The organism is Streptomyces olivaceoviridis (genome assembly GCF_014650115.1).
Lineage (GTDB): Bacteria > Actinomycetota > Actinomycetes > Streptomycetales > Streptomycetaceae > Streptomyces > Streptomyces olivaceoviridis.
On record NZ_BMUI01000001.1, the window covers coordinates 290,334 to 317,119 of the forward strand.

Below are 26,786 nucleotides of genomic sequence, written 5' to 3' on the forward strand. Positions count from 1 at the left end.
CCAGCCCTCCGAAGTCACCCTCGACAAAAAAAAGAACTATCTCTATCTTACGACGTGGCTCCGGCCGGCACCACGCTGTCACCCACCTTTGCGCATCCTCGCGCCGACACCTTGTTCGGGGGACTTTGATGGCTACGCCCACCAGGCAGAGAATCGTCTCATCACACTCCTCTGCCTCCGACGTCAAGCAGTACGCAGGCAAGGTCGACCTCACCGAAGCACTGGTCACCGACTGGCACCCGGTGACCGACCGCACCCACGCGGTGACCGTCGAATGGCCCGCGCACCACCCCTTCTACACCACCACCCCGCAGCGGCACGGTCTGCTGTTCTTCATCGAGAGCGTCCGCCAGGCCCTGGCCGTGGCGAGCCATCTCGGACTCGGCGTGCCCCGGGACCACCGCATGGGCTGGGAGAGGCTGACCTGCACGGCCTCGCCCGAGGCCCTGGCCACCGGCCCGGACCCGTCCGTCGTCCAGCTGACGATCACCCACGACGACGTCGTGCGGCGCAGGTCGGGCGTGTGCCGGCTCACCGCCCGGGTGCAGGCCACCCGGAACGGACTGCCGCTCGGCACCGCCCACATCGGCTACACCGCCTACCCGCCGGCCCTCTACGACCGACTGCGCGGCGCTCGCGCCGACGCCCAGGCGGCCTTCGCCCGCGCCCTGCCGCCGGGGCCCGCCGTCGAACCCGCGCTGGTGGGCCGTACCGACACCCGCGACGTGACGCTCGCCCCGGACGCGTCTGCCGGCCCGGACACCGCCGCCGGTCCGGGCGGCACCCCGCGCCGGTGGGCCCTGCGGAGCGACACCGGTCACCGCATCCTCTTCGACCACCCCCACGACCACATACCCGGCATGGTCCTGCTGGAGGCCGTGATCCAGGCCGCCCACGCCGACGCGGCCCCACGACCGGTCGTCCCGGTGGAACTCGACACCGTCTTCCACCGCTACGTCGAACTCGACCTGCCGTGCGCCATCGTCACGGACGACACCGGGACGGACGAGCCCGGCCGGCAGTGCCGAAGGATCAGCGGCGTCCAGGACGGGCAGACCGCCTTCACCACGCTGATCACCAGCATCGTCCCGGCCCCGGCACCGCTCCCCCGCGCCCGGCGGGCCGGGACGGCCGCCGGCTGAACCCCGGCACAGCGCACCCGCATCCGGGAAGCCGCGGTGGCTCCACGCCACCGCGGCTTCCCCGTTTTTTTCACGGCTCCGCTCCGCGCCACAGCCGGCCCGGCTGCTTGTTGGTGACAGCAATCGTGTTTGTGGTGATGGGCTCGCCGACGCTGTTGAATTTGGAGTCTGGGTCATTCCGGCGGCTGTTGCCATGATTCTTCTGTCCCGCTCAGCCCGTCCGAAGCGCGCCGTGGACGAGGCCCGGCTCCAGGACGGCTTCCTCTCGGACGGCTCGGTGCTGCACGAGTGGGTCTACAGCAAGGTGCGGCTCGCCGTGGGCCGTTACCCCGAGCCGTCGGTCACCCTCGCCGACGTGCACGCCTCGACCAGCCCCTACGGGGAGGTCGTGGACCAGCTCGCCCTGCTGGGCAAGGAGCACGCCACGGCGAACTACGACGTCGTCATCCACTGCCCGGTGGAGTTCCCGCTGCCGGAGGGCGTCGACCCGATCAGCGAGCGCTTCCGCACCCTGTCCGACGAACTGATGCTGGAGATCGTCAAGACGCTCGACGTCCCGCTGCACATCGTCACGGGAAGTCTTGAGGAGCGGATCGAGCAGGTCCTCAAGATCGCCGGCCTGCCGCAGACCGCGTAGCGGACCCGAGTGCCGGCAGGCCCACCGCCGGCGTCGTCCACCTCCGTCCACCTCCGGGCGACGCCCTCGCTCCCCCCTCCCCCCTTGGCTGCCCCCGTTCACGGCAAGGAGAGCACCGTGCGCAGCGGAATCGGAGTGTTCCTTTCCCCCCTCCACGCCCCGGGTCAGGACCCCCACCTGACCATTCGGCGTGACCTCCAGCTCGTCGAGCACCTCGACGAGCTGAACTACGACGAGTGCTGGTTCGGCGAGCACCACTCCCTGGCCTGGCCGACGATCGGCGCCCCCGAGACGATCATCGCCGCCGCCGAGCGGACCCGGCAGATCAAGCTGGCCAACGGCGTCGTGCCGCTGCCCTTCCACCACCCGTACAACGTCGCGACCCGGGCCCTGATGCTCGACCACCTCACCCGGGGCCGTTACATCCTCGGCGTCGGCCCCGGCGCCACCCCGAACGACTCGCACCAGTTCGGGGTGGCGCAGGACGACCTCAAGCGCATGGCGAGCGAGGCGATCCCCGTCGTCCGGGAACTGGTCAACGGCGAGGAGCGGGTGAGCGCCAAGACCGACTGGTTCGTGCTCCAGGACGCCAAGATGCAGCTGCCCCGCTACAGCAAGCCGGGCATCGAGATGGCCATCTCCAGCATCGGCACTCCCAACAGCCCGAAGGCGGCCGGGCAGTTCGGCCTGAGCCTGGTGTCCTGGGGTGCCCCGCCGCCCGGACTGCCGGCCGTGGACCTGGCCCAGCAGTGGCGCTACGCCGAGGAGTCCGCCGAGGAGCACGGCAACACGATGGACCGGGCCACGTGGCGCGTCGTCGTGCCGCTGTACATCGCCGAGACGCGCGAGCAGGCCTACCAGGACGTGCGGCAGGGCTTCTCCGAGTGGCTGTGGGGCTCCTGGGGCAAGGCCGCCGGCTTCGACGTCGCCGCCGGCATGGAGGGCGTCAAGTCCTCGCAGGAGCTGGAGGCGGGGGTCGAGCAGGGCCTGGCGATCGTCGGCTCCCCCGAGGACGCCGTCGCCGCGATCGAGCGGCTCCAGGAGCAGACCGGCGGCTTCGGCACGTTCCTCGTCTACGCCATGAACTGGGCGTCCTTCGAGAAGACGAAGCAGAGCTACGCGCTGCTGGCCGAGCAGGTGGCCCCGCGCTTCTCGGGCTCCACCGCACGCGGTGACGAGTCCATCCAGTGGAGCATCGACAACCGCCACGTCTTCCCCCACACCGAGGCCCGCCGCGCCCGGGAGGCCCAGACGGACTGACCACCGAGCCGCTCCCCCACCCACCGCAGACCGACAGCCCCGTGGACGGGCGCTGTCGGTCTGCCGCGTCGTGTCCCCGGGGCGCCGCGGACCCCCCATGGGTGCGACCTCCGACGCATCCGCCATTCGTGTGCGCCGTCTTGACCGCCCCCGGGGGCCCTCCTATGGTCGCGCTACCGACCGGACATAGGACGTAGGACGTCGTACCTCACCTCCCACCCCTCCCCTCACCCGCTGGAGGACCCGTGCGCGACGACGACGTGAACCCCGGCGTACCGGCACCGCCGCGCCGGCAGTTCCTGAAGTACTCGGGCGCGCTCGGCGCGACCGCCGCCCTGTCCCCCGCCCTGGCCGCCTGTTCCGCGGGTCCGGAGTCGACGAACGACACCGGAGGCGGCGGCAGCGGCAAGGACCGGACGCTGACCGCCGTGATCGGGTACGGCAACGACGGCAGCTGGGACCCGACGCAGACCGCGTCGGCGTTCGCGATGGCCGCCAACAACCACGTCTACGAGGGGCTGCTGGACACGGACCCGATCACCCGGGAGCCGTATCCGGCGCTGGCCACCGCGATCCCCGCCGACCCGTCGGCCACCACCTGGCGGTTCCCGCTCCGCTCCGGCGCCACCTTCCACGACGGCAAGCCCGTCACCGCCGACGACGTCGTGTTCGTCTTCGACCGGATACTCGATCCGGACACCCAGACGCTCGCCAAGGGGTTCTTCGCCCCCTGGCTGGACTCCGTGCGGAAGGTCGACGCCCGGACCGTCGAACTCGTCCTCAAGTTCCCCTTCCCGGACGGTCTTTCCCGGCTCACCCTCGCCAAGATCATGCCCCGGCACGTCTTCTCCCGGCCCGGCGCCTGGGACGACGCCATCAAGGGGCTGGCCGTGGGCTCGGGGCCGTACCGGCAGACCGCGCACCACCCGAAGTCGAACACCACCTTCGAGGCGTTCGCCGCCTACAACGGTCCCCGCAGGCCCGCGTTCCGGAAGATGAACTGGCTGACCATCGTGGACGCGGCACCACGCGTCGCCAAGATCTCCGGGACCGGCGCCGGCGCGCAGATCGCCGACAACATTCCCTACGCCAACATCCCCCGGCTGGAGCAGGGCGGGCTGAAGGTCGCCGGCGGTGCCGGGATGAACAACCTCTTCCTGATGTTCAACACCCGGCACGAGCCCTTCGACGACGTCCGCGTCCGCCAGGCGCTGCACTACGCCATCGACACCGAGAAGATGGTGCGGGTCGCGCTGAAGGGCCACGGCAGGCCCGCGTCCTCGTTCCTCAACGAGGGCAGTCCCGGCTACCGCCGGGCCGGGACCGTCTACGACCACGACCCCGACAAGGCCAAGGCCCTGCTGAGGGCCGCCGGGGTCACCGACCTCACGGTCGAGATCCTCGCCGTCAACGTCAGCTGGATCGTGGACTGCCTGCCGACCATCAAGTCCTCCTGGGACGCGATCGGCGTGCGGACCACCCTGGCGCCGCAGGAGACCACGGCCGTCTTCACCAAGATGGACCAGAAGCAGGACTACCAGGTGGTCGCGGCGGCCTCCAACCCGAACCAGTTCGGGCGCGACGCCGACCTGATCATGCACTACAACTACGGGCCCGAGAACCTGTGGATGCGGTACACGCGGTGGGCCGGCCACCCCGTCGCCCAGCGGCTGTTCAAGGACATGGACCGGGCGACCCGCGAGCCGGACCCCGCGAAGAAGAAGGCGATGATCCAGGACTACATCGACGTCGTCGCCGAGCAGGCCGTGCTCTACCCGGTCGTCCACAACGAGCTGATGACCGCCTGGGACCCGCGCGAGCTCAGCGGGGTACGGGCCCAGCCGTACCCGGGCATCAACGTGCTCCAGGCCAAGTGGAGCTGACGGCATGACGGCCGTCGTACGGATCCTCCTGCGCCGGGTCGCCCTGCTCGTGCCCCTGCTCCTCGGCATCGTGCTCTTCGTGTTCCTGGTGATGCGGTTCTCGGACGTCGACCCGGCGTCCGCGTTCTTCCAGGGCGCCAACCCGACCCCCGGGCAGCTCCACGACTTCCGGGAGCGCAACGGGCTGCTGGACCCGCTGCCACTGCGGTACGTCCACTTCGTCGGCGACCTGCTCCACGGCGACCTCGGCACCAGCGCCCTCACCCGCGCGCCCGTGGTCGACCAGGTCACCACCGCGCTGCCGCTCACCCTCCAGCTGACCTTCCTCGGTCTCGCGCTCGCGGTCGTGCTGGCACTGGCGGGCGGGGTGACGGCGGCGGTGTACCGGGACCGGCTGCCGGACCAGGTCATCCGGGTGGTCTCGCTGGTCGGGGTGGCCGCGCCCGGCTTCTGGCTGGCGCTGCTGATGATCCAGTACCTGGCCGTGGACCGGGGCTGGTTCCCGACCGGCGGCTACGTCAACCCCGCCGACTCCCTCACCGGCTGGCTGAGGACCATGGCCCTGCCCGCGTTCGCGCTGTCCCTGCCGGTCGCCGCCCAGCTCACCCGGATCGTGCGGACCTCCGTGGTGGAGGAGCTGGACAAGGACTACGTCCGGACGGCGATCGGGAGCGGGCTGCCGCCCCGGATCGTCGTCGGCCGGAACGTGCTGCGCAACGCGCTCGTCAATCCCCTCACCGTGCTCGGGCTGCGGGTCGGCTACCTCCTCGGCGGTGCCGTCGTCATCGAGACCGTCTTCTCGCTGCCCGGCATGGGGAAGCTGATGATCGACGCCGTGCAGAACGGCGATCCGGCCGTCGTGCAGGGGGTCGTGCTGACCACCGCCACCGGGTTCGTCGTCGTCAACCTCGTCATCGACATCCTGTATCTGCTGGTCAACCCACGCTTGAGGGCGGCCTGATGGTCACGCGCGCGAACCTCGGCAAGCGGCTCTCCCGGCCCGGCGGTGTCCGGCTGCGCGGCTGGCGCCGGCTGCCGCCGCTGTCCAGGACCGCCGTCTGCTTCCTGGCCGTCGTCATCGTCGTCGCCGTCCTCGCCCCCGTCCTCGCCCCGCACGACCCGCTCGACCAGCAGGACCCGGTCGGCGGGGACGGGGCGCCGTCGGCCGCGCACTGGCTGGGGCAGGACAGCCTCGGCCGGGACGTCCTCAGCCGGCTGATGTACGGCGCCCGCTGGTCCCTCGCCATCGGGCTGGGCGCGACCGCGCTCGCGCTCGCCGTCGGTGCCCTCGTCGGGGCGCTGGCCGCCACCTCCCGCAAGGCGGTGGACGAGACGCTGATGCGCTGCCTGGACGTGGTGATGGCGTTCCCGGGCATCGCGCTCGCGGCCGTGCTGGTGGCCGTGTTCGGCGGCGGGATCGGCGTGCTGATCTGTGCCATCGCGTTCCTGTTCACCCCGCCCGTGGCGCGGGTCGTACGGGCCAATGTGCTGGACCAGTACGGCGAGGACTACGTCACCGCGGAGCGGGTCATCGGCGCCCGCACCCCGCACATCGTGCTGCGGCACGTGGCCGTCAACTGCGCCGCGCCGGTGCTGGTGTTCTGCACGGTCCAGGTCGCCGAGGCCATCGTGTTCGAGGCGTCGCTGTCCTTCATCGGCGCGGGCGTGCGGCCCCCGGACCCGTCCTGGGGCAGTGTCATCGCCGACGGCAAGAACATGGTGCTGACCGGCGGCTGGTGGGCCACCGTCTTCCCCGGGCTGCTGGTCCTGCTCACCGTGCTGGCGCTGAACATCCTCTCCGAGGGCGTCTCGGACGCGTGGGCGGCGCCCGCCCCCCGCGCGGTGGAGGCTCCCGCGCAGGGGGCGCTCCCGGCGGACCGGCTGGAGAACCCGGAGCCCGGCACCGGCGAGGTGCTGCCGCTGCCCGGTCTCACGGAGGCCGCCCGGCGGCTGCGCTCCCGGGCCCGGCCGCTGCCGGACCGGAGCGGGCAGCCGGTGCTCGCCGTGGAGCACCTCGCCATCGGCTTCCCGGACCGGCACCGGGGCGTGGACATCGTCGCCGGGGTCGGCTTCGCGGTGTACCCCGGTGAAGTGCTGGGGCTGGTGGGCGAGTCGGGCTGCGGGAAGACGCTGACCGCGCTGACCGTCATGGGGCTCCAGCCCAAGGGCGCCCGGGTCGGTGGCCGGGTCCGGTTCGGGCAGCGGGACCTGCCGGCCGAGCCGACGCGGGTACGGCGGCGGCTCCTCGGCCACGAGATGGCCATGGTGTACCAGGACGCCCTGTCTTCCCTGAACCCGGCCATGACCGTCCGGGCCCAGCTGAAGCAGCTCGTCCGGCGCGGGGGCGGGCGCGGTCCGCACGAGCTCATGGAACTGGTCGGCCTGGACCCCGACCGCACCCTGCGCAGCTATCCGCACGAGCTGTCCGGCGGGCAGCGCCAGCGCGTGCTCATCGCCATGGCCCTCTCCCGCGACCCGAGGCTGATCGTCGCCGACGAGCCGACCACCGCCCTGGACGTCACCGTGCAGGCCCAGGTCATGGAGCTGCTGCTCCGGCTGCGGGCCGAGCTGGGCTTCGCGCTGATCCTGGTCTCGCACGATCTGGCGCTGGTCGCCGACATCACCGACCGGGTGGCGGTGATGTACGGCGGGCAGATCGTGGAGACCGGGGTGACCTCCGACGTGGTGGCGGCACCGGCCCACCACTACACGCGCGGGCTGCTCGGCAGCGTGCTCTCGCTGGAGTCGGCCGAGGAGCGGATGACCCAGATCAAGGGGGTCGTACCCGCCCCGGCCGACTTCCCGGCGGGCTGCCGGTTCGCCGACCGGTGCCCGCTCGCCACCGAGGTGTGCCGCACCACCGCCCCGGTCCTTACGGGCACCCCCGCCCACACGGCCGCCTGCCACCACCCGGCGGTGGAACTGGCGTCGGCACAGAGCGAGGAGGCCCTTCAGTGACCGCTGTCGTGGAGGTGCGGGACGCGCACGTCGTCCACCGGGCGCGCAGCGGCGGCCTGTTCCGGCGCGACCGGGTGTACGCCCTGACCGGCGCCGGTCTCTCGGTCGCGCCCGGTGAGACGGTGGGGGTGGTCGGCGAGTCGGGGTGCGGGAAGTCGACGCTGGCGAAGGTGCTGGTGGGCATCGAGCGGCCGGTGTCCGGGGCGGTGGCGTTCCGGGGCCGGGACCTGTGGGCGATGCCGGCCGCCGAGCGCAGGAGCACGGTCGGCGCGGGCACCGGAATGATCTTCCAGGACCCGTCGACCGCGCTGAACCGCCGGCTGGCGGTCCGCCGGATCCTGCGCGACCCGCTGGACGTCCACCGGCGCGGCACGCGGGCCGAACGGGAGGAGAGGGTGCGGGAGCTGATGGCCCTCGTCGGCCTGCCACGGGCGCTCGCCGACGCCCTGCCCGGGCAGCTCTCCGGCGGGCAGCGGCAGCGCGTCGCCATCGCCCGCGCGCTCGCCCTGGACCCGGACCTGGTCGTCGCCGACGAGCCGACCAGTGCCCTGGACGTCTCGGTCCGCGCGCAGATCCTCAACCTGCTGCTCGACCTGAAGGAGCGCCTCGGTCTCGCCCTGGTGTTCGTCTCGCACGACATCCAGACGGTACGGCGCATGAGCGACCGGGTGATCACCATGTACCTCGGCCGGATCGTGGAGGAGACCCCGGCGGGCCGGGTCACCGACGCGGCCCGGCACCCGTACACCCGCGCCCTGTTCTCGGCCACGCCGGGCCTGCTGGACCCCGTCGACCCGATCCCGCTGACCGGGCCGCTCCCCTCGGCGACCCGCCCGCCGAGCGGCTGCCCGTTCCGCACCCGCTGCTGGAGGGCCGACGAGGTCTGCGCCGCGTCGATGCCGGACTTCTCGGCCGCGTCACGGCCCGGACACCGCTACCGGTGCCACCATCCTGTTCAGGAGGACCAGCCGACCCGTGACCCAGCACGCCAGGAGCCGTGAATGACCCTTCCGACCCCGCTCACCGGTGTCGTCCCGCCCGTCTGCACGCCCCTGACGCCGGAGCGCGAGGTGGACGTGCCCTCACTGCTGCGCCTGGTGGACTTCCTGGTGGAGGCCGGGGTGCACGGACTGTTCCTGCTGGGCTCGACCTCGGAGGCGGCCTTCCTGACGGACGCGCAGCGCGCGCGGGTGGTGGCGGCCGTGACCGCGCACGTGGGCGGTCAGCTGCCCGTGCTCGCCGGGGCCATCGACATGACCACCCCGCGCGTCCTGGAGCACGTCGCGGCGGTCACCTCGGCGGGCGCGGGGGCCGTCGTCGTCACCGCGCCCTTCTACGCCCGCACCCACCCGTCCGAGATCGTCCACCACTACCGCCGGATCGCCGCCGCCAGTCCGGTCCCGGTGATCGCCTACGACATCCCCGTCGCCGTGCACACCAAGCTCCCCGCCGACCTGCTGCTGGGGCTCGCCGGGGACGGCGTCCTGGCCGGGGTCAAGGACTCCAGCGGGGATCTGGCGGCCTTCCGGGAGGTGGTCGCCGGCGCCCGCACCCACCCCGGGTTCAGCGTGCTGACCGGCTCGGAGCTGATCGCCGACGCCGCGCTGGCGCTGGGCGCCGACGGGGCCGTGCCGGGCCTGGCCAACGTCGACCCGCACGGCTATGTGAGCCTCTACCGCCAGTGCCGGGCGGGCGACGCGGAGGGGGCGCGCACCGAACAGGAGCGGCTGTGCGCGCTGTTCGGGATCACCGGCGTCGGGGACCCCGCGCGGATGGGCGGCAGCTCGGCGGCGCTGGGCGCGTTCAAGGCGGCGCTGCACCTGCGCGGGATCATCGCCTGTCCGGCGACCGCGGAGCCGCAGGTACCGCTGTCCGGCGCGGAGGTCGAACAGATCGGCAAGCTGCTGGCGGCGGCGGGCCTGCTCGGCCTCGACGGCTAGGTCCTGTCGCGGACCCCGCCACCGGGCCCCGGAGCACCCAGGCGGATTCTGCGGAACTCCAGGGACTCGTACGGGCCCCGGACGCCGGTCTCGTAGAGGACGCCGATCGTGCCGGGGGTGAGCTGGACCAGGTCGGAGTAGGCGGCCGGGTGGTCGGAGAGGGTGAGCAGCCTGCGGAAGGTGCGGCCGGCGTCCGTGCTCGCCCAGAGGGCCGGGGCGCGCCGTGCGGTCGGCACGGAGGGCGCGGAGAACAGCAGGGGCGCGCCCGGGTCGCTCGGCTGGAGGACGCTGCCCTGGACCACCGGGACGGCGTTCAGGGCGGGCTGGACGGCGTAGGGGCGGTCCAGGGTCCGGCCGCCGTCGCCGGAGTAGGTGTCGAGCCGGTTCCCGGGGGCGGTGCCGTTCTGGTCGCGGGAGCTGAAGTAGACGCGCCCGTCGGGCAGTTGGGCGGCGCTGGTCTCGTTGGCGTTGGTCACGCCGTCGTGGCCCGCGTCCACGAACCCCAGGTGCCAGGTGCGGCCGGAGTCGTCGCTGTAGAGGGCGTGTCCGCCGTAGTACCTGGCCTCCTGGCCGGTGTCCCGGGAGCCGGCGGGCGGGGCCGCGGAGTGGTCGGCGGGGATCAGCAGGCGGCCGGCGTGGGGGCCGCGGGTGAGGGCGACGGCGTGACCGGGGCCGGTGGCGTACCAGCGCCAGCCGGGCCGGGTCACCCGGGCCGTGATGTCCCGGGGGGCGGTGAAGCTGCGGCCGTCGTCCCGGCTGTGCTGCACGAAGACCCGGCGGCCCTGTTCCGGGGCGACCTCGCCGCGCATGATCCGCGCCTCCGTCACGGTCCCCGCGTTGGCGCAGGTGACCAGGACGACCGCGCCGGTGCGCGGGTCGACCACGGGCGCCGGGTTGCCCCGGGTGTGGCCCCGCCCGGCGGCCACCACGGTCAGCGGGCCCCAGGTGCAGCCGCCGTCGGCGGAGCGGCGCAGGACGACGTCGATGTCACCGGTGTCTCCCGCGCCGTCGCGCCGGCCCTCGGCGAAGGCCAGGACGGTACCGTGCCGGGTCTCCACCACGGCCGGGATGCGGTAGACGGCGTACCCGTCCCGCCCGGACACGTACGGCACCGAGGAGGCGCAGTCGGCGGGCGCCGCGTGGGCGGGCAGCCCGGCGGTGAGCGAGGCGAGGAGCGCCAGGCTGGTGAGGAGGGAGCGGCTGCGCGGGGTCACGCCCTGATGCTCCCCACGATCACCGGGACGGCCTTACTCCGTCCGGGTGATCAGGACGGGCGGTCGGGACGCGTGGCCGGGACGGGTGGTCGTCGGGACGCGTGGCCGGGACGGGTGGTCGTCGGGACGCGTGGCCGGGACAGGCGGTCGGGACGGGTGGTCAGGACGGGGTCCGGGCCGCGGCCAGCAGCCGGGTCACGTCGTCGGAGCAGATGGTGAGGGCCGCTCCGACGGTGGCGAGGGCGTCGCGTTCGGCGGGCGTGTAGGGGCCGTCGGCGAGGGCGATGCGGGCGGCCTGGAGCAGCAGGGACTCGCGTCCGGCCGGGGCCAGGTGCGGGGCGAGCGGGTCCAGGGACTCGTGCAGCTCTATGGTCAGCCCGGCCCCGCACGGCTGCTCGAAGTACCGGCCGGTGTCGGCGGCGAGGGCGTCGACCAGGGCGGCCAGCTGGTCCTCGGTGCACTCGGCGAAGCCGGCCGCGCGGACCGTCGCGGCGGCCGTCTCCAGGGCCGTGCGGGAAGAGGTGCCGCCCGCGGCGAGCACGGCGAGGGCGACGGTGTGCACGGCGTCACGGAGCATCACGGAGAACCGGCGGGTGGTGGGGTGGTCCAGCACCTCGGTGCCGAAGTGGTGCCCGCAGGCCGCGCACTCCACGACCGGTCCGGCCGTCCCGCGCGGCAGCACGGGCACGCCGAGCAGGGTGAGCCGGCGTCGTCCGGTGAGCCGCTGGTAGTTGCGGTCGCCGCCGCAGCCCGGGCAGAAGAACTCGCCGTCCCCCACGGGTGTCCATGCGGTGCGGGTGCCCAGGATGCGCGCAGCCCTGGCGGCACGGTCGTCTCGTCCCCGTACTGGCAGCACGTCGCACCTCCGTAACCGCACGGCAACATCGCCGCGCTGGCGTGATGTTAGCCACATCACCGAGGTGGAGTCAGTACCCCGTAAGAGACCTTTCTGTGACCTGGGGGGCACGTTGGCCGGAAACGAACGATCCCCGCCCACCGGTGCATGGCGGGCGGGGACCTGGGAACGCCGGGCGGGACAGCGTCCGGAAGGGGCGCGGGGAACGGCGCGACCGGCCACGACGGCGCCGCGCCCGCCCGACGGCCGATGCCCCCGGTCCGCTGCCCGGCGGAGCGCTAGCGTGTCGCGCGGTTCACCGCGGAGACGACCGCCTTCAGCGACGCACGCGTCGTGTTCGCGTCGATGCCGATGCCCCACAGGACCTTGTCGCCGATCGCGCACTCGATGTAGGAGGCGGCCTGCGCGGAGGCGCCCTCGCTCATCGTGTGCTCCTGGTAGTCCAGCAGGCGTACGTCGATGCCGATGGACTGGAGGGCGTCGAAGAAGGCCGAGATCGGACCGTTGCCGGAGCCGGTCAGGACCCGGTCCTCGCCGTCGACGGTGGCCTCGACGGTGAGGGTGTCCACACCGTCGGTGTCGGTGGTCGACTGGCCGGTCCTGACCTGGATGCGGCCCCACGGGTTCTCGGGGTTCGGCAGGTACTCGTCCTGGAAGACCGCCCAGATGTCCTTCGGCGTGATCTCGCCGCCCTCGGCGTCGGTCTTCGCCTGGATGATCTTCGAGAACTCGATCTGCATCCGGCGCGGCAGGTCGAGCTTGTGGTCGTTCTTCAGGACGTAGGAGACACCGCCCTTGCCGGACTGCGAGTTGACGCGGATGACGGCCTCGTAGGAGCGGCCGACGTCCTTCGGGTCGATCGGCAGGTACGGCACCGCCCATTCGAGGTCGTCCACGGTGACCCCGCGAGCCGCCGCGTCGGCCTCCATGGCGTCGAAGCCCTTCTTGATGGCGTCCTGGTGGGAGCCGGAGAAGGACGTGTAGACCAGGTCGCCCACGTACGGGTGGCGCGGGTGGACCTCCATCTGGTTGCAGTACTCCCACGTACGACGGATCTCGTCGATGTCGGAGAAGTCGATCTGCGGGTCGACGCCCTGGGAGAACAGGTTCATGCCCAGGGTGACCAGGTCGACGTTGCCGGTGCGCTCGCCCTGGCCGAACAGGCAGCCCTCGACGCGGTCGGCGCCGGCCATCAGGGCCAGCTCGGCGGCGGCCACGGCGGTACCGCGGTCGTTGTGCGGGTGGACGGACAGGCAGACGTACTCGCGGCGGGAGAGGTTGCGGTGCATCCACTCGAAGCGGTCCGCGTGCGTGGACGGCGTCGAACGCTCCACGGTGGCGGGCAGGTTGAGGATGATCTCGCGGCCCGGACCCGGCTGGTAGACGTCCATCACCGCCTCGCAGACCTCCAGCGCGAAGTCCAGTTCGGTGTCGGTGAAGATCTCCGGGGAGTACTGGTAGCCGAACTCGGTCTCCGGGCCCAGCAGCTTCTCGGCGTACTCCATCACCAGGCGGGTGCCGTCGACGGCGATCTGCTTGATGTCGTCCTTGGAGCCGCGGAAGACGACCCGGCGGAAGACCGGGGCGGTGGCGTTGTACAGGTGGACGGTGGCCCGGCGCGCGCCCTTCAGGGACTCCACGGTCCGCTCGATCAGGTCCTCGCGGGCCTGGGTGAGGACGGAGATCGTCACGTCCTCGGGGATCGCGCCCTCTTCCTCGATGATCGAGCGCACGAAGTCGAAGTCGGTCTGGCCGGAGGCGGGGAAGCCGACCTCGATCTCCTTGTAGCCCATCGCGACCAGCTGGTCGAACATGCGCCGCTTGCGCTCGGGCGACATGGGGTCGATCAGGGACTGGTTGCCGTCGCGCAGGTCGGTGGAGAGCCAGCGGGGGGCGGCGGTGATCCGCTTGTTCGGCCAGGTGCGGTCCGGGATGTCGACCTGCTCGTAGCGGCCGTACTTGTGGATCGGCATGGGGCTGGGCTGCTGGCGGTTGGCCATGATGGCGTGGGCTCCTCAGGATGTCCGGAGATCCGAGTGGACGGCCGACGACGCAACGCCAAGCTCCGCGGGGAGGGAGTCGGCCTCGACTACAGGCCCTCGCCGCGGCAGCTAAGAAGAAGCAGCCAGAAACGCATGATGCTCCGCAGCCTAGCCGAGCCGTTCCGGGTGCGCGGGCCTGTCCCAGTATGCGGGACCGCACGGCAAAAGGGGACAAAAAGTGCGCTGCACCACATCGCTCTACCACACGGTCACGATCTGTCGCGTGCGGTGTCCCGGTATTTCACCAATCATGGTGGCAGGTAGTGACAGTGACGTCACACAGTGCAATGGTGCGGACATGACGACCACCGGGGGCTTCCAGCCCGTCTTCTGCACGATCGTGCCGCCGCACGTCCTCGACAGGCTCGCCCGCAACGAGGACCCCGCGCTCTCCGGCCCGGCCCGCCGGTCCCTGGAGCACGACGCCTACCAGCGCACCAAGCGCCGCCTGACCACGGTGATCGGTGCCGCCATCGCCGCCCCGCCCGCGGGCGCCGCCGCCGACAAGCCGCACCGCACCGTCTACGACGCCGGGCACACCCAGGACCTGCCCGGCACCAAGGTCCGCGAGGAGGGCTCCGAGCCCGGCTCCGACGCCACGGTCAACCGCGCCTACGCGGGCCTCGGCGCCACCTTCGAGCTGTACCTCAAGGTCTACGGCCGGCACTCCATCGACGACGGCGGGATGCCGCTCGACGCCACCGTGCACTTCGGCGAGAACTACGACAACGCCTTCTGGAACGGCGAGCAGATGGTGTTCGGCGACGGCGACAACGAGATCTTCCTCGACTTCACCATCCCGGTCGACGTCATCGGGCACGAACTGACCCACGGCGTCACCCAGCACACCGCGAACCTGGAGTACTACGGCCAGTCGGGCGCCCTGAACGAGTCGGTCTCGGACGTCTTCGGCTCGCTGATCAAGCAGTACACCCTCGGCCAGACCGCCGCCGAGGCCGACTGGCTGATCGGCGCGGGGCTCCTCGCGCCGCGCGTCACCGGCACCGCCCTGCGCTCGATGAAGGCCCCGGGCACCGCGTACGACGACGACGTCCTCGGCAAGGACCCGCAGCCGGCGAAGATGGAGGACTACGTCCGCACCGGCCGCGACAACGGCGGCGTGCACATCAACTCCGGCATCCCCAACCACGCCTTCTACCTGGCCGCCACCGCCCTCGGCGGCTACGCCTGGGAGAAGGCCGGGCAGATCTGGTACGACGTGCTGACCGGCGGCGAGCTGAAGGACGACGCCCTCTTCGCCGACTTCGCCACGCTGACGGTGAAGGCGGCCCGGGAGCGGTACGGCGCCGGGGACGAACTCCAGGCCGTGCAGAAGGCGTGGGAACAGGTCGGGGTGCGGACGCTGTAGTTCCGTACTACACAGAGACCCATGCGTATTCGAGTGCGGCGCACGGGCGGTTTCGCGGGCATCGAGCGTCGGGCCGAGGTGGACACCTCGGGCCGGCCCGACGCCCACGAGTGGCAGTCCCTGGCCGAACGCGCCCTCGCGTCCGGCCGGGGCACGCCTCCGGCGGGGGTCCCGGACGGCTTCAGCTACGAGATCACGGTGGACGGCCACACGGTGTACGCGGCGGACCCCCGGCTGACCGAGGCACAGCGGGAGCTGGTCTCCCGGGTGCTGAAGGAGGGCGCGTAACGGCCGCTCGGCGCACGGGCGTTGACTTCCGTCACCGCCGGTACGGATGATCCGGCCATGGCGACTGACGCAGGCAAGGCGATGCCCCGGTTCCCGCCCGGCTTCCTGTGGGGGGTGTCGACCTCCGCCCACCAGATCGAGGGCGCGGCCGAGGAGCGGGAGCCGTCCGTCTGGGACGTGTTCACGGCCGGGCCAGGGCGGGTGAAGGACGGCTCGACGGCGGCGGTGGCCTGCGACCACTACCACCGCTACCGCCAGGACGTGGCCCTCCTCGCCGGTCTCGGCGTCGGCGCCTACCGCTTCTCGGTCTCCTGGCCCCGGGTGAACTCCCCCGGCGGCGCGGACTTCTACGACCGCCTGGTGGACGAGCTGTGCGCGGCCGGCGTGCGGCCGGTCCCGACCCTCTTCCACTGGGACCTGCCGGCGGACCTGGACTGGCTGGACCGGGACACGGCGGCCCGGTTCGCCGACCACGTGTCGGTGGTGGCGGACCGGCTCGGCGACCGGGTGCGGACGTGGATCACCCTCAACGAGCCCGCCGAACACACCCTCCTGGGGCACGCGATCGGCGCCCACGCCCCGGGCCGGCGGCTGCTCTTCGACGCCCTCCCGGTCGCCCACCACCAGCTCCTCGCCCACGGCCTCGCGGTACGGGCCCTGCGCGCGGCCGGCGCCACGGACATCGGCATCGCCAACTCCCACGGCCCGACCTGGCCCGCCTCCCGGGAACCGGCGGACCTGGAGGCGGCCGGCTTCTACGACCTGCTGCTCAACCGGCTGTTCGCCGAGCCGGTCCTCCTGGGCGCGTACCCCGAGGGCATGGGCGAGCTGATGCCGGGGGACGTCGAGGCCGACCTCAAGGTGATCGCCGAGCCGGTCGACTGGTACGGCGTCAACTACTACGCCCCGACGCGGGTGGGCGCCCCGCAGGGCAGCGACACCGAGTTCGGCGGGCTGACGGTGCCGGCCGGACTCCCCTTCTCCGTGCGGGAGATCGAGGGCCGGCCGGTGACCGACTTCGGCTGGCCGGTCGTACCGGAAGGGCTGACGGAACTGCTCACCGGGTTCCGTGAGCGCTACGGCGACCGGCTCCCGCCCGTCGTCATCACCGAGAACGGCTGCTCCTACGAGGGCGTCGACGACCAGGACCGCATCGCCTACCTGGACGCCCACGTCCGGGCCCTGCACCGGGCGATCGAGGCCGGCGTCGACGTGCGCGGCTATTTCGTGTGGTCCCTCATGGACAACTTCGAGTGGGCCGAGGGCTACGCCCGCCGGTTCGGCCTGGTGCACGTGGACTTCGAGACGCTGGAGCGCACGCCCAAGGCCTCCTACCACTGGTTCCGGGAACTGCTGCGGGCCCAGAGCCCGTCCTCATAGGGCTCCGGCGTCCCGCGCGGCCCACAGGGTCGGGAAGTAGGGCCGGTAGCCCAGCTCGCGGCGGATGCGGTCGGTGGAGGCGATGCCGTACCAGGGGTCGGGGTCGGGTCCGTCCGCCGGCGGTTCCGCGCCCAGGAGCTGGTGGATCTCCAGCACGGTGACCGGGGCGTCGTCGGCGATGTTGTAGACGCGGCCGTCGGCGCCGGGGGCGTGCAGCAGGCGCAGCAGGCCCTGGGCGGTGTCGGCGACGTGCACCAGGTGCTGCCGCTTGGTGGCCGGCTGGGTCGCGGTCCAGCGGGTGATGCCCGGCAGGTGCGGGTCGCCCTCGCCGTAGACGAAGCCGAGGCGGCCGATCCGGACGTCCAGCCCGTCCAGCGCCAGCAGCCCCCGCTCGGCCTCCAGCTTGGACTCCGGGTACGTCATCCACATCGGGCCGCCGGGCACGGTGGGGTCGTCCTCGACGTGCGGCCGGCCGCGGCCGGTGCCGTACACCAGGATGGTGCTGGCCTGGACGAACCGCCGTACCCCACAGGCGACGGCCGCCCGGCCCAGCTCCACCGCGGCATCGCGGTTGACGGCCCGTATCTCCTCGTCCGGCACGCCCCGGAAGGAGGCCGCGATGTTCACGACGGCGTCCGCTCCGGTGAGCGCCTTGCCGAGGACGTCGGTGTCGCGCAGGTCGCCGACGACGACCTCGGCGCCGCGCTCGGCGAGGGCGGCGGCGCGGGTCTCGTCGCGGACGATCACCCGCACCCGTTCGCCGGGCCGGGCCTGGGCGAGCAGGCGGGGGACGAACCCGCGGCCCACCTGTCCGGTGGCGCCGGTGACCAGGGTCAGCATGGCGGTACTCCTTCTCGATCGTGTCTCGTTCGGTGCGCCCAGCCTCGGCGGCGGGCGGCGCCGACGAAAGAGACCTCCTGATCGGGGGATCGACAGTCCCTGGATAAGCCGGCCGGTCTGCCGCAGCCTGGAGGGGTGAACCGAGCCGAACTCGCCGACTTCCTGCGCCGTGGCCGCGCCCGACTGGAACCGTCCGACGTGGGCCTGGCGCCCGGAGCCCGCCGCCGCACACCCGGGCTGCGCCGGGAGGAGGTGGCGGCGCTGGCCGGGATGTCGGTGGACTACTACACACGCCTGGAGCAGTCCCGGGGTCCCCGCCCGTCCCGGCAGATGCTCACGGCGCTGGCGCGGGCGCTGCGGCTGGCCGACGACGCACGCGACCACCTGTTCCACCTGGTGGGCGAGGAGCCGCCGCGCCGGGACGTGGCCTCGGCCCATGTCCGGCCGGGGCTGCTGCTGGTCCTGGACCGGCTGTACGACTCACCGGCGCAGGTGGTCACGGACCTCGGCACGGTGCTGGCGCAGAACGCGCTGGCCAAGGCGCTGGTCGGGGACGTGCTCGCCGGCCCGCCGCCCGAGCGGAATCTCACCCGCCGCTTCTTCCTGGACCCCACGGCTCGCGCGCTCTTCCCGCCGGAGGACCTTCCGGCACACGCCCGGGACCACGTGGCCGCCCTCCGGGCGGTGGCCGCGGCCCGCCCCGACGACCCGGAACCGGCCGCCCTGGTGGCCGAACTCCGTGCGAAGAGCGAGGAGTTCGCCCGGCTCTGGGAGGAGCACGAGGTGTCCCTGCGCCGCCCGGGGACGAAGCGCTTCCTGCACCCGGTGGTGGGCCTGCTGGAACTGGACTGCGAGGTCCTGCTGAGCCACCAGAGCCACCATCACCTCATCATCCACACGGCCCGGCCCGGCACCGAGTCCCGCGAGAGGCTGGAGCTGCTGCGGGTGGTGGGCACGCAGGACATGACCCCGACGGAGGCCGTCGGTTAGAAGCCCAGCCTGCGCAGCTGCTTCGGATCCCGCTGCCAGTCCTTGGCCACCTTCACGTGCAGGTCAAGGAAGACCGGCGTTCCCAGCAGCGCCTCGATGTGCTTGCGGGACTTGATGCCGACCTCCTTCAGGCGCTTGCCCTTGGGCCCGATGATGATGCCCTTCTGGCTGGGGCGCTCGATGTAGACGTTGGCGTGGATGTCCAGCAGCGGACGGTCGGCGGGCCGGTCCTCGCGCGGCAGCATCTCCTCGACGACGACCGCGATGGAGTGCGGCAGCTCGTCCCGGACGCCCTCCAGCGCGGCCTCCCGGATGAGCTCGGCCACCATCACCTGCTCGGGCTCGTCCGTCAGGTCGCCCTCGGGATACAGGGCGGGCCCCTCCGGCAGCAGCGGGACCAGGAGGTCGGCCAGGAGGTCCACCTGCTTGGACCCGACCGCGGACACCGGCACGATCTCCGCCCACTCGATGCCCAGTTCCTTGCCGAGCTGGTCGATGGCGATGAGCTGCTCGGCGAGGGCCTTGGAGTCGACGAGGTCGGTCTTCGTCACGATGGCGACCTTCGGGGTCTTCTTGATCCCCGCCAGTTCCTTCGCGATGAACCGGTCGCCCGGACCGATCTTCTGGTCGGCCGGCAGGCAGAAGCCGATCACGTCCACCTCGGCCCAGGTGGTGCGGACCACGTCGTTGAGGCGTTCGCCGAGCAGCGTGCGCGGCTTGTGCAGGCCGGGGGTGTCGACCAGGATGAGCTGGGCGTCGGGCCGGTGCACGATACCCCGGACCGTGTGCCGGGTGGTCTGGGGCCGGTTGGAGGTGATCGCCACCTTCTGCCCGACCAGAGCGTTCGTGAGGGTGGACTTGCCCGCGTTGGGGCGGCCCACGAAGCAGGCGAAGCCGGCGCGGTGGACGGTCTCGGCCGGCTGCTCGGAAGTCTGGGTACGAACGCTCATGCCGCCCATTCTCCCTGATCCACAGAGCGGCGCCGCACCACGGCCGCCGCGCACCCCGGACGGTGAGCTCCCGGAAACCCGCACGCAACGAAACGTCACGGAAACACACCCGTACGCGACCGGAAACGCACACCGGTGACCCTCTGACGCAGCCCCCACCCGTTGGAGACGCCCGTGACCTTCGCCGCAGCCCATGTGAGCACCGGGGACACCGCCTGGCTGCTCGCCGCGACCGCCCTCGTCCTGCTCATGACCCCGGGCCTGGCCCTGTTCTACGGCGGCATGGTCCGCACGAAGAGCGTCCTCAACATGCTGATGATGAGCTTCGTGTCGATCGCCCTGGTCACGGTGGTGTGGCTGGCGGCCGGCTACTCCCTCGCCTTCGGGGACGACATCGGCGGCGGGCTGATCGGCGGTCTGCACCAGGCCGGGATGCGCGGGCTCGGCCCGGACAGCGTGCACGGCACGGTCCCGGCCGTCCTGTTCGCCACCTTCCAGCTCACCTTCGCCATCGTCACGGCCGCCCTGATCAGCGGCGCGGTCGCCGACCGCACGAGGTTCTCGGCGTGGCTGGTCTTCGTACCGCTGTGGACGCTCCTCGTATACGTCCCGGTGACCCACTGGGTGTGGGGCCCGGGTGGCTGGATCCTCGACAGGCTGGGCGCCCTGGACTTCGCCGGCGGTCTGCCCGTAGAGATCACCTCCGGCGCCTCCGGACTGGCGCTGTGCCTCGTCCTCGGCCCCCGTCTGGGCTTCAAGAAGGACGCCATGCGCCCGCACAACCTGCCCATGGTCGTCCTCGGCGCCGGTCTGCTCTGGTTCGGCTGGTTCGGCTTCAACGCCGGCTCCGCGCTCGGCGCGAACGGCCTGGCCGCCGCCGCGTTCCTCAACACGCTCGCCGCCGGCTGCACCGGCCTGCTCGGCTGGCTCTTCGTCGAGCAGCGGCGCGACGGCCACCCGACCACCCTGGGCGCCGCCTCCGGCGCGGTGGCCGGCCTGGTCGCCATCACCCCGTCCTGCGGCACGGTGTCCCTGCTCGGCGCCCTGGTCGTGGGCCTCGCCGCCGGTGTGGTCTGCTCCTACGCGGTGAGCTGGAAGTTCAAGCTGGACTACGACGACTCCCTGGACGTCGTCGGCGTCCACCTGGTCGGCGGCGTCATCGGCACCCTGCTGATCGGCCTGTTCGCCGAGAAGGCGATGACCGGCGGGGCGGAGGGCCTCTTCTACGGCGGCGGGCTCGCCCCGCTCGGCAAGCAGCTCCTCGCCGTGGTCGTCGTCGCGGTGTACGCCTTCTCGGTGACGTACGGCCTGGGCAAGCTGCTCGACAAGGCGCTGGGCCTCCGGGCGAGCGAGGAGCAGGAGCACACCGGCCTCGACCTTACGGTGCACGCCGAGACCGCATACGATCACGGCGTCCTGGGCCATGGCGCCCCGGTCAGCGCTTCCGTCCTCTCCCCCTCCGCCCAGAAGGTCACGTACCAGGCATGAAGCTCATCACCGCGATCGTCAAGCCGTACCGGCTGGACGAGGTCAAGACCGCCTTGCAGGAGCTGGGGGTGCACGGGCTGACCGTGACCGAGGCGAGCGGCTACGGCCGGCAGCGCGGCCACACCGAGGTGTACCGGGGGGCCGAGTACCGCGTCGACCTGGTGCCGAAGGTGCGCATCGAGGTCGTGGTGGAGGACGCCGCCGCCGACGACGTGATCGACGCGATCGTCAGGGCCGCGCGGACGGGGAAGATCGGGGACGGGAAGGTGTGGGCCGTTCCCGTGGAGACGGTCGTCCGGGTGCGGACCGGCGAGCGCGGGCCCGACGCGCTCTGACCAGCAGCGCCCCGGTCAGCACACCGGCGGTGAACACCAGCCCCGCCAGGAGCCAGGGCAGCGCGAGGAAGGCGGCGCTCGCCGACTCCCGGGTGTCCTGGGCGCTCGCGGTGAGCGTGACGTCCCCCCGGTCGAACTGGGGTGCCCCGCGCCAGGTCTCGGTGAGCCGCACCCGCTGTCCCGGCAGCAGCTCGGCGGGCACCCGGGCCGACCGCCGGTCGAGCAGCGTACGGCCGAACAGCCCCCGCGCCTTCAGCTCCACCCTGGGGCTGAGGGTGACGTTCCCGGTGTTGCGCAGGGTGTAGGAGATGGTCGCCGTGCTCTCGCCGAGGCCCGGGACCAGCGGCTGATGGTGGCTGATCCGCATGTGCTCGACCGAGAGCGCGGCCAGCGCGGGCCCGCCGACCCGCAGGTAGACCCGGGCGCCGACGGCCCGCCGCACCCCGAGCGCGAGCCTTCCGCCGCCGCGGTCGACGTGTTCGTCGAGGGCGACGATGGCACCCGGATGGTCTCCGGGCTCGGCACCGTCCGGGACACGCAGGGTGAAGGGCACGGTGACGGTCCGGTGCGCCGGCACGGTGATCCGGGACCTCGCGGGCCTGGCCCAGGCGCCCACCCCGCGCATCCTCTCCTTCAGCGTCCGCACCGCGAACCCGCCGTCCCGGGCGGTGTTGTAGGCGTCGGCCGCGTACAGCCGGAAGGTGAGCGGCCGGCCGGTCCGGTTGCGGACGGCGACCTTGTCGGTGAGGGTCTGGCCGGGCTCGGCGGAGAGGGTGAAGTAGGGCCGCGCGGCGATCTTCGAGGCGACCGGGTAGACGGACCAGCTCCCGTTGTCGGCGGCACGGGCGGGCGCGGACTGCCATGCCAGCGTCAGGCCCAGGAGGAGGACGTACAGCTTGCGCATGGGTGCGGACCCCCACGGACGGGTGTGAGAGGGGAACGGGCGGGTGCGGACGCCCGCACGCTCAGGTGAGCGTCAGCGTGAGCACGCCGGAGTACGCGCCGGGAGGCGTGAACGCCGGTACGTCCAGGGACAGCCCGGCGTCGACGGTGAACTCACCGCCGGTGAGCGTGCCGTTGGGGGTCGACGCGAGGGTCGCTCCCGCGCTGCCCACGGTGCCCGCCGAACCGGCCACGCAGGTGCTGGGGCTGCCCGCCTTGGCCGTGCAGGCAGGGGTCCAGCTCAGATGTCCGGCGTCGATCCTGGCGCCGGGCCCGGTGAAGTCGGTGACCTTGCCGGTCAGGGACCAGCCCGCGGGCCCGCCGCGGAAGTCCTTGACGGTCACCGTGTTCAGGCTGCCGGTCGAGGCCCCGCCCTGGCCGAAGTCGACCGCCGACAGGGCGACGGAGTCCCCGGCCTGGGACATGGACAGGGTGCCCGCCCGGACGGTGGTGGTCAGCTTCTGGCTGCCGGCCGGGACGGGCGTGGTGTCGTTGACGACGTAGGCGGCGGGTCCGGCGCCCTTGTCCGCGTTCCAGGAGCCGCCCTCGTAGGCCACGATCCCGGTCGTCGCCTTGTCGTTGACGACGAGGGAGCCGCTGAAGGAGCCCTGGGCGTTCGCGGTCACGGTCGCGGTGTCCGCGGTCTGCGTGTCACCGGCCCGCCCGGCCAGGGTGACGGTGGCGCCCGGCGTGAAGTTCGTCCCGCTGACGGTGACACCGGCCCCGGGGTCGCCGGAGGCGGAACCCAGCGAGATCGCCCGGGTGTTGGCGGGCGTGCCGTCGGTCGCGGTGACGGTCTGCGACACCGGGGCGGGCGGGGTGATGACCGTGCAGGGGGTGTCCAGCTCCAGGATGTAGCTGGTGTGGATGTTGTAGCCGCCGGGCGAGAGGGTGATCTGGCCGGCCTTGGTGACGGTGAACGTGCCGGTCATGGAGAAGGACGGGAAGGCGGCCTTCCCCGGCACCGGCGGGTTCTTCTTCGGCCCGGCGACGGTGACGTCACCGCTCTGGGCGCCGCCGAGCGTCACCTTGCCGGTCGGGGTCATGATGTCGGCCGGCAGGGCCAGGTCTGTGGGGTTGCTGGCGGCGGCCGTGACCACGGTGTAGGTCACCGTGACCGTGTCGCCGACCTTGACACCGGTCTTGTCCACCGACACGTTCGCGGTGGTGGTGCCGTCGATCGGCGGGATGCCGGCGATGTCCGGCGGGATGCAGTGCGTGGCGAAGTCCACGTTCGTGCCGGCGGCGCCGGCCGGACAGGCCAGCGCGCTGCCCGCGGTGACCGCGAGGGCGGTCGCCCCGAGCAGTGACGCCCAGCGCCACCGTCGGGCTCTTCGGGGTGTCGGACCCATGGGCCCCCTCCTGAGGGTTGCGGGCGCAGCGGCTCATCTGCGCCGACAGGGGGCATTGATGTGGAGCCGGGGTGAGAAGTCAATGGAGATGCCGCAGAAATCTGACGGATCATCAGTTTCTGCGGCATCCGGCACACATCGCTCGGTCCAGCCGTCCGTGGACCGGCCGCGTCAGTCGAAGACGAACGGGCCGGGCGACTGCTTGGCCGAGGCGGTACAGGTCACGGTGATGCCGAAGATGACCATCTTGAGCGAGCCGCCGTACGCCTCCAGGCTGTCACCGGAGGCCACGGTGCCGCTGAGCGGGCCGACGGTGACCGAAGCGCCGCTCGCCATGGCCGGGTTCTTCGTCCCGCTGAAGACGGTGGTGCCGCCGCTCGCCTTGACCATGGTGAGCGTGGAGGCGATCGAGTCCTGGGCCACCGCGACCGGCGTCTTGATCGCGGTGGAGGTGAGGGTGAGGGTGGCCGAGCCGCCGCTCTGGGTGGCGGTGAGCGTGGCCGCGCCACCGCCGAAGATGCCGCAGCTCGCGGTGATGGTCGCCGACTGGGGAGTGACGGCGGTCGCGGTGGGCGCGAAGGCGAGTCCGGCGACCGCGAGGGCCCCGGCCGCCAGTGCTGCACCTGTTGCCGTGCGCTTGCCTCTCATGGGGATCCGCTTCCCTTTCGTGTGGGGAGTGCCGTGGGGACGGCCGACGGACGAGAGGCCTCGGCAGGCGGGTGCGGGCACGCTGCACGGGGGTGCGGATCTGACGGTCCGTCGGATGCTACGGGCCCATTGACCCGCGCCGGGACGCCCGCAACAAGGTTGAATTCCAGCCGACCTGCTGTTCGGTCGGCGGCTTCCGCGCGGCGGGGGTCAGCCGGCGGAGACGGTGACCCGCACGGTGCCGTCAGGGGAGGCCAGCAGCACCGGCGTCCCGGCACCGCCCAGGTCGGCGACAGCGGCCAGGTCCTCCGCCGGTACGGCCTCCGCCTCGCTCACCACGGCCGCCGCCTCCAGGGACGCGGCCCCCGACGCCACGGCCATGGCGACCGCCGTCCGCAAGGCGCTCAGCTTCAGCGAGGGCAGCCCCACCGACCCGGCGACATACGTCCGCCCGGTGTCGTCCCGCACGGCCGCCCCCTCGGGCACACCGTTGCGGGCCCGCGCGGAACGGGCCAGGGTGACGATCTTGCGGTCCTCGGGATCAAGCGCGTTGCTCTCGGTCATGCCCCGAGCATACGAAGCCCGGAAGGCCCGCCCGGCACGGGTGCGCTCACGGGCGGTCGAGCCGCAGCCGCTCGGCCCGGGGCAGACCGGCCACCACCAGGTCGTACGAGTCCTCGATCAGCTCCCGGACCAGCCGGTCCGGGAGCCCTCCGTCGACCGTCACGGTGTTCCAGTGCCGCTTGTTCATGTGCCAGCCGGGGACGATCAGCCCCTCGTGCTCGCCGCGCAGCCGGATCGCGTCCTCCGGGTCGCACTTGAGGTTGACCGTGAGGGGCCGCCCGTCCAGGTGGGTCAGGGCGAACATCCTGCCCAGCACCTTGAAGACCGAGGTCTCCGGGCCGAACGGGAAGTCCTCCACCGCCGCGTTGAAGGACAGGCAGAAGGCGCGCAGCTCCCCGGGCGTCACTCGGCCGTCTCCTCCTCGACGACGGGCACGGGCACGGGCTCCACCAGCACCGTCACGATCTTGTTCCGGCGGCCGGCCGCGGCCTCCGCCGTCAGCCGCAGGCTGCGCCCGTCGGGCAGTTCGACCCCGGCGGAGGCCCCGGCGATGGGCACCCGGCCGAGCGCCTTGGCGAGCAGCCCGCCGACGGTCTCCACGTCCTCGTCGTCGTACTCCTCCAGGCCGTACAGCTCACCGAGGTCGGTGATGTCCAGGCGGGCGGTGACCCGGAAGCGGTCGTCGCCGAGGTCCTCCACGGGCGGGAGTTCCCGGTCGTACTCGTCGGTGATCTCGCCGACGATCTCCTCCAGGATGTCCTCGATGGTGACGATCCCGGCGGTGCCGCCGTACTCGTCGATGACGACGGCGACGTGGTTGCGCTCCTTCTGCATCTCGCGCAGCAGGTCGCCGGCGTTCTTGGTGTCGGGCACGAACACGGCCGGGCGCATCGCCGTGGACACCAGGTCGCCCTCCGCGTCCCGGCTGATGTGCGTCTTGCGGACCAGGTCCTTCAGGTACACGATCCCGACGATGTCGTCCTCGCTCTCGCCGGTGACCGGGATGCGGGAGAAACCGGAGCGCAGCGCGAGGGTGAGGGCCTGCCGGATGGTCTTGAAGCGCTCGATGGTGACCAGGTCGGTCCGCGGCACCATGACCTCGCGCACCAGCGTGTCGCCCAGCTCGAAGACCGAGTGCACCATCCGGCGCTCGTCGTCCTCGATCAGCGACTCCTTCTCGGCGAGGTCGACCAGCGCGCGCAGCTCCGCCTCGGAGGCGAAGGGCCCGCGCCGGAAGCCCTTGCCGGGCGTGAGCGCGTTGCCGATGAGGATCAGCAGGGAGGGGACGGGGCCCATGATCCGGGCCAGCGGCAGCAGCACGTAGGCCGCCGCGGTCGCGGTGTTGACCGGGTGCTGGCGGCCGATCGTGCGCGGGGACACCCCGACGGCGACGTAGGACACGAGGACCATGACCCCGATGGCGACCAGCAGCGCCTGCCAGGTGGCGGCGAACTCCTGGAGGCAGGCGTACGTCACCAGGGCCGCGGCGGCCATCTCGCAGGCCACGCGGACCAGCAGGGCCACGTTCAGATAGCGGGTGGGGTCGGCGGCGATCTGGGCGAGCCGGGCGCTGCCCCGCCGGCCGGACTTCACGGCCTCCTCGGCGCGGAAGCTGGAGACGCGGGCGAGGCCCGCCTCCGCGCAGGCGGCGAGCCAGGCGACGACGACCAGCGCGATCGCGCCGATCACGATCTGCGGAGACATACGG

At 72.4% G+C, this 26,786-nt stretch carries 25 protein-coding genes; 14 read left to right on the plus strand and 11 right to left on the minus strand.

Annotated elements, in window-relative coordinates:
• Positions 1-128: 128 nt before the first annotated feature.
• The 8 genes from IE273_RS01335 (at position 129) to IE273_RS01370 (ending at position 9,820) form a co-directional block, all read left to right on the plus strand.
• Complete coding sequence (locus IE273_RS01335; RefSeq protein WP_189813259.1) at positions 129-1,142, plus strand: ScbA/BarX family gamma-butyrolactone biosynthesis protein; 1,014 nt, start codon at positions 129-131, stop codon at positions 1,140-1,142.
• 193 nt (positions 1,143-1,335) lie between these two features.
• Positions 1,336-1,779: an AAA family ATPase gene (locus tag IE273_RS01340; protein ID WP_229887034.1), complete on the plus strand. Its 444-nt coding sequence runs from the start codon at positions 1,336-1,338 to the stop codon at positions 1,777-1,779.
• Positions 1,780-1,896: 117 nt separating this feature from the next.
• A complete protein-coding gene (locus IE273_RS01345) occupies positions 1,897-3,039 on the plus strand; it encodes an LLM class flavin-dependent oxidoreductase (protein ID WP_189813260.1) in 1,143 nt (380 codons plus the stop codon).
• 245 nt (positions 3,040-3,284) lie between these two features.
• Positions 3,285-4,922: an ABC transporter substrate-binding protein gene (locus IE273_RS01350; protein ID WP_189813261.1), complete on the plus strand. Its 1,638-nt coding sequence runs from the start codon at positions 3,285-3,287 to the stop codon at positions 4,920-4,922.
• A 4-nt stretch (positions 4,923-4,926) separates the two neighbouring features.
• On the plus strand, positions 4,927-5,883 hold the full coding sequence (locus IE273_RS01355; RefSeq protein WP_189813262.1) for an ABC transporter permease: 957 nt from the start codon (positions 4,927-4,929) through the stop codon (positions 5,881-5,883).
• Positions 5,883-7,880: a dipeptide/oligopeptide/nickel ABC transporter permease/ATP-binding protein gene (locus tag IE273_RS01360; protein ID WP_189813263.1), complete on the plus strand. Its 1,998-nt coding sequence runs from the start codon at positions 5,883-5,885 to the stop codon at positions 7,878-7,880. The genes IE273_RS01355 and IE273_RS01360 overlap by 1 nt, the downstream gene beginning before the upstream one ends.
• A complete protein-coding gene (locus tag IE273_RS01365; protein WP_189813264.1) occupies positions 7,877-8,881 on the plus strand; it encodes an oligopeptide/dipeptide ABC transporter ATP-binding protein in 1,005 nt (334 codons plus the stop codon). Before IE273_RS01360 ends, IE273_RS01365 begins: the two co-directional genes overlap by 4 nt.
• Positions 8,882-9,820, plus strand: coding sequence for a dihydrodipicolinate synthase family protein (locus IE273_RS01370; protein ID WP_189813265.1), 939 nt, complete (start codon positions 8,882-8,884; stop codon positions 9,818-9,820).
• Here IE273_RS01370 and IE273_RS01375 read toward each other — a convergent pair.
• From IE273_RS01375 to leuA, 3 genes are all read right to left on the minus strand, one after another.
• Positions 9,817-11,034 carry a sialidase family protein gene (locus tag IE273_RS01375; RefSeq protein ID WP_189813266.1) on the minus strand — a complete coding sequence of 406 codons (1,218 nt, stop codon included), beginning with the start codon at positions 11,032-11,034 and terminating at the stop codon, positions 9,817-9,819. The genes IE273_RS01370 and IE273_RS01375 overlap by 4 nt on opposite strands.
• Positions 11,035-11,194: 160 nt before the next feature.
• Positions 11,195-11,890, minus strand: a complete 696-nt coding sequence (locus tag IE273_RS01380) for a tellurite resistance TerB family protein (RefSeq protein ID WP_189813267.1) — start codon at positions 11,888-11,890, stop codon at positions 11,195-11,197.
• Between the two features lie 278 nt (positions 11,891-12,168).
• Complete coding sequence (leuA, locus tag IE273_RS01385; protein ID WP_189813268.1) at positions 12,169-13,890, minus strand: 2-isopropylmalate synthase; 1,722 nt, start codon at positions 13,888-13,890, stop codon at positions 12,169-12,171.
• A 340-nt stretch (positions 13,891-14,230) separates the two neighbouring features.
• Here leuA and IE273_RS01390 point away from each other — a divergent pair, with 340 nt between their 5' ends.
• From IE273_RS01390 to IE273_RS01400, 3 genes are read left to right on the plus strand one after another with little or no spacing between them, the layout of a single operon-like run.
• Entirely contained in the window at positions 14,231-15,301 is a 1,071-nt protein-coding gene (locus IE273_RS01390; protein WP_189813269.1) for a M4 family metallopeptidase, read from the plus strand.
• Between the two features lie 21 nt (positions 15,302-15,322).
• Entirely contained in the window at positions 15,323-15,589 is a 267-nt protein-coding gene (locus tag IE273_RS01395) for a protealysin inhibitor emfourin (RefSeq protein WP_189813270.1), read from the plus strand.
• A 57-nt stretch (positions 15,590-15,646) separates the two neighbouring features.
• Positions 15,647-16,969 (plus strand): GH1 family beta-glucosidase, encoded by a 1,323-nt coding sequence (locus IE273_RS01400; protein WP_189813271.1) that lies wholly within the window; start codon positions 15,647-15,649, stop codon positions 16,967-16,969.
• Here IE273_RS01400 and IE273_RS01405 read toward each other — a convergent pair.
• Positions 16,964-17,809 carry an NAD-dependent epimerase/dehydratase family protein gene (locus IE273_RS01405; protein WP_189813272.1) on the minus strand — a complete coding sequence of 282 codons (846 nt, stop codon included), beginning with the start codon at positions 17,807-17,809 and terminating at the stop codon, positions 16,964-16,966. The two genes, IE273_RS01400 and IE273_RS01405, sit on opposite strands and share 6 nt — an antisense overlap.
• Before the next feature lie 135 nt (positions 17,810-17,944).
• On the opposite strand from IE273_RS01405, the gene IE273_RS01410 reads away from it, so the two are divergent.
• Complete coding sequence (locus IE273_RS01410) at positions 17,945-18,799, plus strand: helix-turn-helix transcriptional regulator (protein WP_189813273.1); 855 nt, start codon at positions 17,945-17,947, stop codon at positions 18,797-18,799.
• Here the strand turns inward: IE273_RS01410 and era are convergent.
• Positions 18,796-19,749 carry a GTPase Era gene (gene era / locus IE273_RS01415; RefSeq protein WP_171156499.1) on the minus strand — a complete coding sequence of 318 codons (954 nt, stop codon included), beginning with the start codon at positions 19,747-19,749 and terminating at the stop codon, positions 18,796-18,798. The genes IE273_RS01410 and era overlap by 4 nt on opposite strands.
• Positions 19,750-19,923: 174 nt before the next feature.
• Here era and IE273_RS01420 point away from each other — a divergent pair, with 174 nt between their 5' ends.
• Both IE273_RS01420 and IE273_RS01425 read left to right on the plus strand, forming a co-directional pair.
• On the plus strand, positions 19,924-21,237 hold the full coding sequence (locus IE273_RS01420; protein WP_189813274.1) for an ammonium transporter: 1,314 nt from the start codon (positions 19,924-19,926) through the stop codon (positions 21,235-21,237).
• Positions 21,234-21,572 (plus strand): P-II family nitrogen regulator, encoded by a 339-nt coding sequence (locus tag IE273_RS01425; RefSeq protein ID WP_014672629.1) that lies wholly within the window; start codon positions 21,234-21,236, stop codon positions 21,570-21,572. Before IE273_RS01420 ends, IE273_RS01425 begins: the two co-directional genes overlap by 4 nt.
• On the opposite strand, the gene IE273_RS01430 is transcribed toward IE273_RS01425, so the two are convergent.
• The 6 genes from IE273_RS01430 to IE273_RS01455 form a co-directional block, all read right to left on the minus strand.
• Positions 21,466-22,476, minus strand: a complete 1,011-nt coding sequence (locus IE273_RS01430) for a WxL protein peptidoglycan domain-containing protein (RefSeq protein ID WP_189813275.1) — start codon at positions 22,474-22,476, stop codon at positions 21,466-21,468. The two genes, IE273_RS01425 and IE273_RS01430, sit on opposite strands and share 107 nt — an antisense overlap.
• A 61-nt stretch (positions 22,477-22,537) precedes the next feature.
• Positions 22,538-23,866 (minus strand): beta-xylosidase, encoded by a 1,329-nt coding sequence (locus IE273_RS01435; RefSeq protein WP_189813276.1) that lies wholly within the window; start codon positions 23,864-23,866, stop codon positions 22,538-22,540.
• Positions 23,867-24,037: 171 nt separating this feature from the next.
• Positions 24,038-24,514 (minus strand): hypothetical protein, encoded by a 477-nt coding sequence (locus tag IE273_RS01440; RefSeq protein WP_189813277.1) that lies wholly within the window; start codon positions 24,512-24,514, stop codon positions 24,038-24,040.
• 210 nt (positions 24,515-24,724) lie between these two features.
• Positions 24,725-25,078 carry a cytidine deaminase-like protein gene (locus IE273_RS01445; protein WP_014672630.1) on the minus strand — a complete coding sequence of 118 codons (354 nt, stop codon included), beginning with the start codon at positions 25,076-25,078 and terminating at the stop codon, positions 24,725-24,727.
• Positions 25,079-25,124: 46 nt separating this feature from the next.
• Positions 25,125-25,484, minus strand: coding sequence for an MmcQ/YjbR family DNA-binding protein (locus tag IE273_RS01450; RefSeq protein WP_189813278.1), 360 nt, complete (start codon positions 25,482-25,484; stop codon positions 25,125-25,127).
• Positions 25,481-26,782 carry a hemolysin family protein gene (locus IE273_RS01455; RefSeq protein ID WP_189813279.1) on the minus strand — a complete coding sequence of 434 codons (1,302 nt, stop codon included), beginning with the start codon at positions 26,780-26,782 and terminating at the stop codon, positions 25,481-25,483. Before IE273_RS01455 ends, IE273_RS01450 begins: the two co-directional genes overlap by 4 nt.
• Positions 26,783-26,786: the final 4 nt, after the last annotated feature.